The 13533-nt window shown below is 41.6% G+C and carries 10 protein-coding genes; 1 reads left to right on the top strand and 9 read right to left on the bottom strand.

Translation table 11 applies throughout. The annotated features are described in order from the left end of the window. Positions 1-228: 228 nt before the first annotated feature. Positions 229-1131, top strand: coding sequence for an MBL fold metallo-hydrolase (locus tag cpu_RS02160; RefSeq protein ID WP_075858345.1), 903 nt, complete (start codon positions 229-231; stop codon positions 1129-1131). On the opposite strand, the gene otsB is transcribed toward cpu_RS02160, so the two are convergent. From otsB to acs, 9 genes are all read right to left on the bottom strand, one after another. Then, positions 1085-1840 carry a trehalose-phosphatase gene (otsB, locus tag cpu_RS02155; protein ID WP_075858344.1) on the bottom strand — a complete coding sequence of 252 codons (756 nt, stop codon included), beginning with the start codon at positions 1838-1840 and terminating at the stop codon, positions 1085-1087. The genes cpu_RS02160 and otsB overlap by 47 nt on opposite strands. Further along, positions 1824-3254 carry an alpha,alpha-trehalose-phosphate synthase (UDP-forming) gene (locus cpu_RS02150; RefSeq protein ID WP_075858343.1) on the bottom strand — a complete coding sequence of 477 codons (1431 nt, stop codon included), beginning with the start codon at positions 3252-3254 and terminating at the stop codon, positions 1824-1826. Before cpu_RS02150 ends, otsB begins: the two co-directional genes overlap by 17 nt. A gap of 11 nt (positions 3255-3265) precedes the next feature. Next, on the bottom strand, positions 3266-5464 hold the full coding sequence (locus tag cpu_RS02145; RefSeq protein ID WP_075858342.1) for an amylo-alpha-1,6-glucosidase: 2199 nt from the start codon (positions 5462-5464) through the stop codon (positions 3266-3268). Between the two features lie 17 nt (positions 5465-5481). Beyond that, entirely contained in the window at positions 5482-6615 is a 1134-nt protein-coding gene (locus cpu_RS02140) for a glycosyltransferase family 4 protein (protein WP_234970171.1), read from the bottom strand. A gap of 271 nt (positions 6616-6886) precedes the next feature. Further along, positions 6887-7993, bottom strand: a complete 1107-nt coding sequence (alr, locus tag cpu_RS02135; RefSeq protein WP_075858340.1) for an alanine racemase — start codon at positions 7991-7993, stop codon at positions 6887-6889. A gap of 79 nt (positions 7994-8072) precedes the next feature. After that, positions 8073-9191 (bottom strand): alanine dehydrogenase, encoded by a 1119-nt coding sequence (gene ald / locus cpu_RS02130; protein ID WP_075858339.1) that lies wholly within the window; start codon positions 9189-9191, stop codon positions 8073-8075. A 170-nt stretch (positions 9192-9361) separates the two neighbouring features. Next, on the bottom strand, positions 9362-10933 hold the full coding sequence (locus cpu_RS02125; protein WP_075858338.1) for a bifunctional ADP-dependent NAD(P)H-hydrate dehydratase/NAD(P)H-hydrate epimerase: 1572 nt from the start codon (positions 10931-10933) through the stop codon (positions 9362-9364). Between the two features lies 1 nt (position 10934). Continuing rightward, a complete protein-coding gene (gene acpS / locus cpu_RS02120; RefSeq protein ID WP_075858337.1) occupies positions 10935-11306 on the bottom strand; it encodes a holo-ACP synthase in 372 nt (123 codons plus the stop codon). 197 nt (positions 11307-11503) lie between these two features. Then, entirely contained in the window at positions 11504-13447 is a 1944-nt protein-coding gene (gene acs / locus cpu_RS02115) for an acetate--CoA ligase (RefSeq protein WP_075858336.1), read from the bottom strand. Positions 13448-13533 lie beyond the last annotated feature (86 nt).

The raw sequence follows: 13533 nt of genomic DNA, 5'->3' as shown, positions 1-13533 counted from the left end.
ACTTCCATTGCCTATATCTTTAATAGTTATCCCATGGTAAAAATTGCATCTAAAAGTTTTTTCTCCATCAGCCTCCTTCCTTGCACCTTTTTTTAAAATTTACATATTTTAGATACTACGTTTCCCTTTCCAAGATTTTTAAAAAATATCACCCTCTACTCCCTAATCCGGCATAGCCGGATTAATTTTTTTTTGCTAAGATATTAAAAAAGAGGAGGAAAGAGATAAATGCAGCAATTTGGGCCACTTAAAGTTATTCCTGGGGAAAAGAAAAGCCATTTTCCTTACTGTACCAGCTTGCTTCTTGAAAGTAACGGTAAGCAAGCAATAATCGACCCCGGTGCAGGTAATTTTCTCAAAAATTTTTCTATTCAGGAAATTTATTTAACTCATTATCATTACGACCATGTCTGGGGCATAAATTTATTTCAAAATTCCACCCCGGTTTTTATCAATAAAGAAGACCTACCAGCTCTGCAAAGTTTAGTTGAATTTGCCAAGCGGCTTGGGGTCGAAAAGCATTTTGGGCAAGATTATGTTAACTGGTGGGCTTTAGAAATAAAAAGGGGAGGTTTTAAAAGCCCATCCCTTTCGCCCTATAATCGTCCTGATATTGTTGCCATTATTCAAAAGCCAAAAGAAGCTTATTCTTCCGCGGAAAAAATAAAAATTAGAGGAGTTACCACTATATTTCTTAAAGCCCCAGGCCACTCAACGGGATACGTTTTTCCTTATTTTCCAGATTTAGGGGTAATTTATACCGGAGATTATGACTTAACCTCCTTTGGCCCTTTTTACATGACTCCCGATGGAAATATCGATTTATTTATTAAATCTTCCCAAATTCTGAGAGAAGTTGATGCCAAATATTTTATCACTGGCCACGAAGAAGGAGTAGTTGAACGAAAATATTTTCTGGCAAAGCTAGAAACATTTTTAGAAATTATCTCAATCCGTGAAGAAAAAATAAAAACTTTGTTCCAAAAGGGCTACTCCCTTGAGGGAATCGCCGATCATTCCATCTTTTATCCGCTAAAGTATCAAAAAATTGACCCGTGGGTCCGGATGTGGGAAATTACAGGCATTAAGATGCACTTAAAACGCCTTGGCTTAATGCCAAAAGCTTCTTAAAAAGCTTTTTTACCTCTTTTAACCCCAAAAGCCCGTGACTTCCCGGGGGTGGGGAATCACCCACATAAAAAGCTAACCCCCGCCCCTTTAAAACTTCTATCCCTTCAAGATCAACCCAATCATTCCCTAAAAATACTGGAAAATAACCGGGATATTTGCTTAACATCTCTTTAATAAACCATCCCTTACCCAGTCCCCGGGGAATTATTTCAGTACCCTTATCGCCAATATGAAAATCAAAAGCAGGATTTTTTTCCTGAGCTTCTTCAATAATGTTAAAAATCTCTCTTCGTTTTTTTAGTCCCAAATCTTTATAGTGTAAAGTTAGAGCAATTTCTTTTTTCTCAATTAATACTTCTGGTAAAGAAATATTACGACTAAAAAAACTATAAAGCTCTTCCGCAGGCCCAAAATATTCATAAGCTCGCTCCCAGGTGGAAAGTTTACCCCGTTCATCCCGGTATAATCCCCCAAAGCATCCAGCCAGGATAATACCTTTTATTGCTACCATATTTTCTAAATCTTTTAATCCTCGCCCTGAAACTACCGCTAGTTTAAAATCCGGCTGGCGGGTAATTTTATACAATATTTCTACCATATCTTTTGCCAAATTTACCTTTCGCGGATCTTTCCGATACGCAGCTATAGTTCCGTCAAAATCAGTTATAATAAAAATTTTTTGCCCAGAAAGCTTAGTCAACTGCTCCAATCTTCTTTTCACCCCGTTTGCGATAATATTTGCCCGGTGCCACCGAAAGCATTAGCTCTTTTCCTAAAAAGTTATCCAACCACCATTCGTTGTTTTTTAATAAAACCTGCTCTTTTAATTTAGCAAACATTTTTTCCTTTTCTTCCAAGGACATCTCCAAGGAGGTCTTAATTTGCCCAGCTATTTCTTCCGGAGAATAAGGATTTACCTTAAGAGCAACTCCAAACTGCCGAGCTACCCCGGTACGATTACTTAAGATAACTACTCCCGGTTCTTGACGGGAAGCGATAAATTCTTTGGCCACAAGATTTAAACCGTCCTCCAGGGAAGTAATAATAAGAGTATCCGCTCTTCGATATAAATAAATGAGCTCATCTTGGCTATAATTTCGAGTTAAAATTTTTATTGGCTGCCAACTGCTATGTCCAAATCGCTCATTTACCTTTTGTACTTCTTCCAAAACCTCTTTTGCATAATTTCTATAAGCGGCAATATTTTCCCGCGTAGGCACTGCTACTTGTAATAGTATAACTTTGCCCAAATACTCAGGATTTTTCTCTAAAAATCTTGCAAAACCCAAAATTTTTTCCTTTAACCCTTTGGTATAATCTAACCGCTCCACTCCCAGGAATATTATTTGCCCTCGGAGGTCTTGCTCAATTTCTTCAATTTTTGGAACGTCTTTTTGAAAATTCTTAGGCTCAATCCCTATGGGAACTGCTTTTACTCTAATTTCCCGGCCATTATAATAAACGGTACCCCACTCATAATTCACTGGAATCTTTAATACCCGCTCCACACTTCGTAAAAAGTTTTCCCGATAGTCTTCAGTATGAAAGCCAATTAAATCTGCTCCTAAAAGGCCGCGTAAAATCTCTTGAGCCCATGGTTGAATAGTAAAAATTTCTACCGGTGGAAAAGGTATATGCCAGAAAAAGGCTATCCTTTGCCAGGAATATTTTTGGCGAACAAAATAGGGCATCAGAGCTAAATGATAATCATGAATCCATAACAATGTTCCAGGTTTTAGTAGTGTTCCTGCCCTTTGGGCAAACTTTTGATTCACCTTTTTATATATGCGGTAATTTTCCTCCGAAAGTACAACTTTCTCAGGCATCAAGTGGCAAAGAGGCCAGAGAACACCATTGGAGTAACCTTCATAGTAGCCTTTTAACTCTTCCCTTGATAAAAGTACTTCTACAAAATTAAAATCATCTTTAATTACCGTCTGAACTTCCAAAGTCTTTTCCGTAAGCCTTCCTGCCCAGGCAAGCCAGATTCCCCCAACTTTTTTTACTGCCGGCAGCACAGCTGAAACAAGCCCACTGACTGCCGGGCGATATTTTAAATTACCCATCTCCCCTTCAATGGTAAAAGGCCCGCGATTGGATACTACCAAAAGGTTCGACTTCATTTATCCACCTCCTAGGGTTCAATTAGTACCTTTACCTCTCCCTCCCTTTTAACAACGTTACAGTAGGTTTTACCACGGCTACGACTAAATTCTAAATCTACAACCCCATTTCCAACCTTAAGGTTTTCTAAGTAAACCTCACTTAGCCAACCCGGTAAAGTTGGCCGTACTATGCGAATATCGCCTCCATCACAAAAAATCCCTAAAATACTTTGCAAGAGAATAAAAATACTTCCTACCGCCCAGGCTTGAGGATCACAGGCTATTGGATACCTTACAGGCCCACCATTGGCCCGCCGGGTAAAACCGCAAAACAACTCCGGCCAACGATAATAATTGAAAAACCTGGCCGCATCCACTAAATCGGTTACTAGTTTTTCCAATAGAACTTCTTGCCCAATTTCTTTTAATCCCCGGGCAATAATTGAATTATCATGAGGCCAAACGGAACCATTATGGTAACTCATAGGATTGTAAGGTTTTTCTTTGGCACTCATCGTTCGAATACCCCAGCCCGAGTACATATCCTGACGGAACAATCTTTCCGCTACTTTCTGGGCAAGTTTTGTCGGCAAAATTCCGGTAAATAGGGTATGGCCGGGATTGGAAACGGTTGTTTTAATAAGTCTCTTCTTGCCATCCAAGGCAAAGCCCAAAAAGTTTTCATCTTCAATCCAAAAAGCTTTTATAAACTTTGTTTGCAGCTTTAAGGCTTGACGGCGAAGTTTTAACGCTTCTTCAATTTCTCCCAAAAATTGTAATAATTCGCTTCCCCTTAAAAGGGCAAGATAATAATACGCTTGCACTTCCACTAAAGCTATTGGCCCTTCCGGCAACGAACCATCACGGTCAATAACTCCATCCCAGGAATCTTTCCAGCCCTGATTTAAAAGGCCACTTTCCGATTCCCGGAGATATTCAATAAAGCCATCGCCATCCATATCTCCGTATTTTTCACACCAGTAAAGGGCTTTTTTTAAAGGTTCTGCTAAATCCTGTAATAGTTTTTCATCATGGGTCCAGCGAAAAACTTCACCTAAGAGGATAATAAACCAGGGGGTTGCATCAACCGTTCCATAATAAGGAGTATGAGGCACCTCGTGATTTAGAGCCATCTCCCCCCGGCGAATTTCATGTAAAATTTTTCCCGGTTGTTCTTCTCGCCATGAATCAAGCACTTTTCCCTGATAATGGGCTAAGAACCTAAGAGTATTTTTAGCAATTTCGGGATTTAAGATAAGAGTCTGCCAGGAGGTAATAAGGGAATCCCGGCCAAAAGGAGCAGCGTACCAGGGGATACCCGCTTCAATAATTTTGCCACTTTCCGGATATTCGGAAATTAGCGCTCTTAAATCGGTTACCGCTTGATTGATCATTTGATTAATAATTTCATTATTAGTTTCAATCTTGGTACACTGCCGCTGCCAGTTAAGGTAATCTTTATTTAAGTTTATCGCAGCTTTGGAAAAACCAATACTCATTTCCTTTTTGGCAGCATATGTATCTTCTTCATAAATAATTTTTTGGTCAATACCGGGTATAATCTGAAGATAAAGGAAGTATTTTTTGTGAGGTTCTAAAGTTAAGGTAAAGCGAACAAAACCTTTATCTCCTTCAACCCACACCCGATCCGGATCAGGATAAAAGGTTAAATCCGTAGATCGGAAAAAATGGTCTAACCCCTCATAACCAAAAGTAAAACCATTATTTTTTTGACATACTGGCAATAGCCGCCCCCGGTTTTTTCTGGTAGTACCCCGGACCTCAAAGATATCCACATAATCGGCTCCGGCCGAAAAAGTAAGGTTAATTGTAACCGGAAAGGAATTAAAATTAATAATTCTAAGCCGCTGGTAGAGGCCGTTTTTTAAGACCCGAGTAATCCGGAAGTGGATGGATTGAAGTGGCAGTAAAACCCCATTGGGTAAGTGAAACTCCCGGTTGGTAAGCTCAATTTGGGCAAAATGACTCTCGCGAATCAATGAGGATAGTAAGAGTGGTTCAAACTCTTCAAGATATAGAAGGAGGCGATTTAAAAACCGTGTATCACGATAAAATAACCCAAGCCCACTTAAATCGCCTTCCCAAATTGAACCATCAGGTAAGGCAGTTAAAAACATCTCTCCTTCCTTTAACACTTCTACCCGGGGTTGAAACTCCTTGGGAGCTATCCTAAAACGGTCCTCGTCTAACTGCCGATTAATATCCATCCACACCACTCCCGAATTTAATGTTTAGTTACCCATTGGTAAGCTTTTTCCGTGTTATCCGCCATCACCTTAATGGTGTACTTCTCTTCCGCCATTTTTCTCCCTGTTTCTCCCATCTTCCGCCGTAGGGGAACATCACTTAAAAGTAAAATTAATTTTTCCGCAAGAGCTTTGGGATCTTTTTTGGGAATTACAAAGCCATTAACCCCATCTTCCACTACTTCCGGCATACCCCCGGAATTCGTAACAATAATCGGTTTACCTGAAGCCATGGCTTCCAGCATTACCAAACCAAAAGGCTCTTCAAAAGAACTCGGGTAAATACAGATATCCGCAATTTCGTACATCCAGTGAATTTCCTGCCAGTTGAAAAATTGAACGTAAACACTATCGGAAAGACCATTTTCTTCTACAAGTTTCATTATTTGTTGTACTTCTTTTTGTTGAACCCCGCCCCAATCAACGGTTTTGGAGGTTCCAGCCATTACTAAAACGGTATCAGGAAATGCTTTTTGAACTTCTCTAAAGGCTTTTACCGCATAATCGGAACCTTTAGCAAAGCTCATCCGGGCAGGGTGGAAAATAACTTTTTTACCTTTAAAAAACTCCATCTTCGCATAGGGATTATTCGGTGAAACTCCCGGTTTAAATCTTTGGGTATCAATACCATGATGAACCGTCGTAATTTTTTCCCCAGCAAAACCAAAACGAATGAGTTCTTTTTTAATAAAGTCACTAACTGCTATTATATAATCCCATTCATCTTTAAAGGTAAGCATTTCATCCCAAAGGTCATCTTCCCAAACATTATGGGCGGTTAAAACTAGAGGAATCTTGCGGTTATTTTTGTACTCTACTAAAAACTCTAAATGGTCAGGACTAAAATAATGCATGTTGTGAAGATGGATTATTTCGGGATTTACTTCATCAAGAAAGGAATAAAGGACATCCTTGATGTGTTCGCGGTTTTCTTTAATAATTTGGGGCGAAAGGGAATTTAAATCTAAAAATCTATGTCGTCGTACCCGCATACCATGGTAATTAAACTCTTCGGGCTCTCCATCTACTGCCCCGGTTAAAAGGTGTAAATTGTAACCTCGACGGGTTAATTCCGGACAGAGTAACGTCAGGTGTGTTTCAACCCCGCCAATAATTGGTGGAAAAGCCCAGTGAAGTTTGGCAATCGTATAAATATTACCACCTCCCGATTTTTTGTTGTTTAAAAGTGGGTTTTTATAGAAAACCGCTTCCTTAAAAGTTTATGTTGAAGTGGTAAAATTTATGAGGGATATTTTGTAGGCAAGTTAGAAGTGTATTTTTAATAGTGCTTTAGTAATATTATAACATGTTAGATTTTTCATTTCAAATAGACACAAATAGACAAAAAAGAGGCTAAAAGCCTCTTTTAATTATAAAATTTTTTTATACATAAATTCTCGGAACGCGAGTACTTATATTAGTTAATACTTCATAATTAATTGTTCCAATTAACCCTGCCACTTCCATGGCCGTAATCGTTTCTTTTCCTTGATTTCCTAAGAGCACAGCTTCATCACCTGGATTTACTATCTCCTTTTCATCCACTGCCACCATCAATTGATCCATACAAACCCGTCCGGCAATGGGCCAGCGCCTGCCGTTTAATAAAATTACGCCACGATTGGAGAGCAGGCGAAAATAGCCATCCGCATAGCCAAGGGGCAATGATACAATCAGGGTAGATTTTTTGGTGATATAGGTACTGCCATAACTTACAGGAAAACCCGCCGGAACTCTCTTTACCTGGGATACTTTAGCTTTTAAAGTCAAAGCCGGCCTTAAATCGGCAATTCCCCCGGGAACATCCCCGGAAGGATACTCCCCGTATAACATGATTCCCGGCCTTACCAGATCCAAATGAGCTTCGGGCAGACGCATTATAGCCGCACTGTTAGCGGCATGCCGATACTTTACGGTAATTCCTTGGCGGGCTAAATAACTGAGGAGATTATTAAACCTTTCCAGTTGTAACCTGGAAAAGCTAAGGTCTTTCTCATCGGACCGGGCAAAGTGGGTATAAATCCCCTCCACTTCTATGTTTTTCAGTGTAAAAACTTCAGCAATAGAAGTTAAATCGTCATGCCAGAAACCAATTCTTCCCATTCCCGTATCAATTTTTAAATGGCAGATAATGTTCCGCTTTAGTTGGGAAAGTTTATCTTGATAGGCTAAAGCCATATCCCGATGGTGGATTGTTGGAATAAGATTATAAAATAAAAGCCTCTCAAGGTCATCGGGGGGGGTATGACCCAATATAAGAATTGGTTCTAAAATCCCCGCTTCCCTTAACTTTATTCCTTCATCAACAATTGCCACGGCAAAGCGTTTAGCCCCTTCTTTAATTAAAGCTTTAGCAACTTCCACCGCTCCGTGGCCGTAAGCATTAGCTTTAATTACCGGCATTGGTTCCGATTTTTGGGCCAAGCGTTTTACCTCTCGAAAATTATGCTTGATATTTTCTAAGTTAATTTCTGCCCAAACCGGACGCATTTTCCATCCCTCACCCCATCCCTTTTTCACTATGATACATTAAAGGGGTGGAATTTATCCACCCCTTGTAAGTTTCTTTTTAGCCAAGAATTTCTTCCAGCGGAGTATAAGGAAGCCCTAAAGAGTCGGCTACTGCTTTATAGGTAACTTTACCATCTAAAACGTTAACTCCAAGAGCTAAAGCCCGGTCTTCCCGAACAGCCCTCTCCCAGCCTTTGTTGGCAAGGGCTAAAGCATAGGGAAGAGTTACGTTGGTCAAAGCAAAGGTAGAAGTTCTGGGTACAGCGCCAGGCATATTGGCAACAGCATAATGGACAACACCATGTTTTACAAAAACCGGATCCTGGTGCGTAGTTACCCGGTCAATGGTTTCAATACTGCCGCCCTGGTCAATAGCCACGTCAACAATAACCGAACCGGGCTTCATACTCTTAACCATTTCCTCAGTTACAAGCTTGGGTGCCCGAGCACCAGGAATTAAAACAGAGCCAATTAACAAGTCTGCTTTTTTAACCGCTTCCGCAATATTATAGCTGTTGGACATTACAGTAGTAATGCGACCGAAAAATATGTCATCTAAATATTTTAGCCGATCGGCACTCTTATCCAGAATGGTTACATGAGCCCCCATGCCCATGGCCATTTTAGCCGCATTGGTACCAACCACACCACCGCCGATAATGACCACTTCTGCCGGCGGTACTCCGGGTACGCCTCCAAGCAGCATGCCCCGACCACCCTGGGGTTTTTCTAAAAAGCGAGCTCCGATTTGGACAGCCATCCGACCTGCCACTTCACTCATAGGAGTTAACAACGGCAAGCTACCATTGGGAAGCTGGATAGTTTCATAGGCAATACCAACAACTTTTTTCTCCATTAAAGCCCGCGTTAATTCCGGCTCAGGTGCCAGGTGCAGGTAAGTAAAGAGGATTTGCCCCTCTTTAAAGAGAGGATATTCCGAAGGTAGCGGTTCTTTAACTTTCATAATCATATCTGCCGCGGCAAATACTTCAGCTGGGGTATCGAGGATTTCTGCCCCGGCCTTTATGTATTCCTCATTGGTAATACCACTACCAAGGCCAGCATTGTTTTCAATTACCACTTTATGGCCAGCAGATACTAAGGCTTCTACGCCTGCGGGAGTAATAGCCACCCGGTTTTCATTGTTTTTAATCTCTTTTGGTACTCCGATAATCATGAAAAATACACCCCCATTTTTAAAATAAGAACTATGTTTAGTTTAAGCAATTTTCATACCAATATCCCAAAAGGGTTTAAAAGCGTGAAATTCCCCAAAAATACAACAAGCCGGAAAGTTTTCTTTCCAGCTTGTAGCAAAATTCAAAATACCTTGTAATTTTCGGAAATTTATTTTTCCAAATGGAAAGTTTTCTTTCCATATTCATCAAGTTTCCCAAAAGCTTCATTGATATAAGAAAAAATCTCAGATATAAAAAAGCTCCGGGGTGAATTTTCTTTTTGGGCAAGTTCTCCTGCTTTGCCGTGAAGATACACTCCAAGAAGCACTGCCTCACCTGTTCCATAACCCTGGGCTAAAAAACCCATAATAAGACCGGCTAAAATATCTCCGCTTCCGGCTTTAGCTAAGATTGGGTGTCCCCCGGGGTAATACCATATCTCTCCCTCAGGATTAAAAACTGCTGTGGTTTCACTTTTTAAAACCAAATAAACATTATAATCAACAGCAAATTTTTTACCTATTTCTTCTCGCTTTTCTTTAATTTCTTCAATACTAGTTCCTAAAAGCCTGGCCATTTCTCCTAAATGAGGAGTTAAAACAGTAGCAGCATTCCTTTTTTGTAAGAATTCTAAATTTCCTATTAAGTTATTAAGACCATCGGCATCAACTACCACCGGCAATGGACAGTTTTCCAAAAAGTTAAGATACGCCTCTTTACTTTCAGCCAACGCTCCCATTCCCGGCCCAATTACCACCGCCTTTACTTTAGGAAGGATTTTTTCAACTTCAAGAAAACCCTTAGAAGAAATTTGGCCGTCAGCTGCTGGTAGCCCTCTTAAAATTATCTCAGGAGCTTTCCCGGCTAAAACTCCAAACAAATTCTCCGGTATTGCCAAGTAAACGCCTCCTGCTCCCACCGCCAAACTACCTTTGGCCGCCAAAAAGGGAGCACCCGAATAGTCCATTGAACCGCCAACTACAAGCCCAAAACCCTGGCGCCCTTTATGAGTATCCGGCGCTAGGGGCTTTAAAAATTTCTTTATGACCTTTTTATCTAAAAGCCAACGCTTTACCGGAAACTCTTTTTTAAGCTTTTCCGGAAAAGAAATATCTTCCACAAGCACTTTCCCGCAATAACTTCGCCCTGGATAAAGGATTTGCCCGAGCTTTGGTAGTCCAAAAGTTACTGTATAATCGGCTAAAAAAGCAGTTCCCTCCACCCGCCCGGTAGAAGAATCAACTCCCGATGGGATATCCACGGCAAGTTTTATAGCCTCGGCTTGATTTACTATTTCTACCACTTCGCGGATTTCTGGCGGTAACGCCCCCCGAAATCCGGTGCCGTAAATAGCATCTACCACCATATCGGCATCAATCAAGGATATTTTTAAGAGGTTTAAGTTTTCGGTTACCCCTTCATAAATTTTTTCGCTCATTTTCTTTAAAATATGAAAATTAATTAAAGCATCGCCTTTAAATTGGTCCTTAAAAAGCAAAAATACCCGGATTTTGGCCCCAGCATTGGCTAAATGACGGGCCAAAGCCAGCCCATCGCCTCCATTATTGCCTTTACCCACCAGTATAATAATCTTTTTCCCGGCTACCTCCCCTAAAATTTCTTTAATCCGGTAGAAGGTTTTTAAAGCCGCATTTTCCATTAAAACAATTCCCGGAATCCCGTATTCATTAATCGCTTTTTGGTCAAACTCCGCCATTTCCCGTCCGGTTAATAACAGCATCCTAACCCCTCCACATAATGCAAATCGCCACCGCCACTTTCTTTTCATGGCTTAGACTTAAACTTTTTCCCGTAAAACCCTTTTCCTGAAAAATTTCTGCTGCAAAACGGTGCAAAAGAAGTTCCGGTCCATTTTGGCCGGATACAACTTCAATATCCTTAAAATTTACTGCTCCAATCCCGGTACCCAAAGCTTTGGCTGCTGCTTCTTTAGCGGCAAAGCGGGTAGCCAAACGCAGGTAGGGATCTTTTAGGGAAAAAGCATACTCTAATTCTTTAGCGGTATAAATCTTATGCAAAAAACGCTCCCCAAATCGCTGATGGAGCTTTTTTATTCTTAAAACATCAACTAAATCAATCCCCGTGCTGAACACCTTACTACCCCTTACCTTTAATCTCTACTTATCAATATTTTACCGTAAATCTGGGATAATTGTCTAAAAAAATAATTCCCGGCAATACTTTACCGGGAGGTAATAGAAAAAGCCAGGGATTTAACCTTTTACCGCGAAACAGGCCTCTCCCTGGCCGAATGGTTTAGATTTATGGTTTCCGGAAAGTTTAACGACAATTAACCTTCTTCTTTGTACTGCTCTTTAATCTTATTAATTACCGCCGGATCGGTAAGGGTAGTAGTATCGCCCAGGGCCCGCCCTTCGGCAATGTCCCGGAGTAATCTTCTCATAATCTTACCGCTTCTGGTTTTGGGAAGCTCGGCAGTAAAGAAGATGTCATCCGGACGGGCAAGAGCACCAATTTTTTGCGCTACAAACTGTTTTAACTCTTGAATAAGTTCCGGCGTACCTTCTACCCCTTCTTTTAAGGTGACGAAAGCAGCTATCGCCTGGCCTTTTACTTCATGGCTCTTTCCAATCACCGCTGCTTCCGCCACCAAAGGATGTTCAACCAGAGCACTTTCCACTTCCATGGTACCTATCCGGTGGCCGGAAACGTTTATAACATCATCTACCCGGCCTAATACCCAGAAGTAGCCATCTTCATCTTTCTTGGCCCCATCACCGGTAAAATACCATCCTGGAAATTTACTCCAGTAGGTATTTACATAACGTTCTGGATCACCATATAGTGTTCTAAGCATTGCCGGCCAGGGTTTTTTCAGAACTAAGTAGCCACCCTGTCCGGGAGGTACCGGTTCACCTTTATCATTAACCACATCCGCTTCTACTCCCGGGAACGGTTTGGTCGCTGAGCCGGGTTTAGTGGGAATAACTCCCGGAAGCGGAGTAATCATAATCATCCCCGTTTCCGTCTGCCACCAGGTGTCCACAATCGGGCAACGGCCGCCGCCAATGTGTTCGTTATACCACATCCAGGCTTCCGGATTAATTGGTTCGCCAACAGTGCCCAGGAGCCGTAAACTCGATAAATCCCGCCCTTTCGGCCATTTTTCTCCCCAGCGCATAAAGGTTCTAATAGCAGTAGGTGCAGTATAAAGGATATTAACCCGGTATTTTTCAATTATTTCCCAGAAGCGGTCTTTTTGCGGCCAGTCGGGAGCTCCTTCATACAGCACAGTAGTAGCTCCATTGGAGAGGGGGCCATAAACAATATAGCTGTGCCCGGTAACCCAACCGATATCTGCAGTACACCAGTATATATCTTCTTCCCGATAATCAAAAATATATTTAAAGGTAGTATGGACCCCTACCAGATAACCGCCAGTAGTATGCTGAATTCCCTTGGGCTTGCCGGTGGTCCCGGAGGAATAAAGAATGTACAGCATATCTTCGGCATCGCACTGCTCCGGCTCGCAGTATAATGCTGCTTTAGCCATTAAATCGTGGTACCAGAAGTCCCGCCCCTCGGTCATCGGCACTTCCTGACCGGTTCTTTTTACCACCACTACTTTTTCGATAGTAGTACCACCCTCAAGCGCCACATCAGCATTTTTCTTAAGTTCTACTATGGACCCCCGTCGATATCCACCATCAGCGGTCACTAGAACCTTGGCCTTAGCATCGTCAATCCGGTCTTTTAACGCTTGAGCGCTAAATCCACCAAACACCACGCTGTGGGGTGCCCCAATCCGGGTGCAGGCCAGCATCGCTATCACAGCTTCGGGAATCATAGGCATGTAAATGGTAACCCGGTCTCCTTTATTTACCCCCAGGCTCTTTAATACATTGGCAAACTTGTTTACTTCCCGGTATAGCTCCTGGTAAGTTAAAATTCTGGAATCCCCGGGCTCTCCTTCAAAAATAATGGCTGCTTTGTTGCGCCGGAAAGTTTTCGTATGGCGGTCAACGCAGTTGTAAGAAACATTTAGTTTCCCGCCGGTATACCACTTAAAAAATGGAGCGTTGCTGTCGTCAAGAACTTTTTCAAATGGGGTAAACCATTCAATTTCCTTGGCAGCATCTGCCCAGAAGCCCAAAAAATCCTTTTGGGCCCATTCATAAAGGGATAAGTCCGAAACTTTAGCTTTTTCCCGAAACTCTGTCGGTGGTTCAAAAACCCGATTTTCCTGCAAAAGCGCCTCAAAATTTTCGCTCATAAGCCCCCTCCTTTTTTGAATATTTCTACAATTTCCTTTTTATATATATAATAGTTACATCTCCGGTTTTAAATCCAGTTTTCGGT

Origin of the sequence: Carboxydothermus pertinax (assembly GCF_001950255.1) — a bacterium.
GTDB lineage: Bacteria > Bacillota > Z-2901 > Carboxydothermales > Carboxydothermaceae > Carboxydothermus > Carboxydothermus pertinax.
The sequence above is the reverse complement of the archived record's forward strand: the minus strand, read 5'-3'. Positions and strand labels throughout refer to the sequence as shown.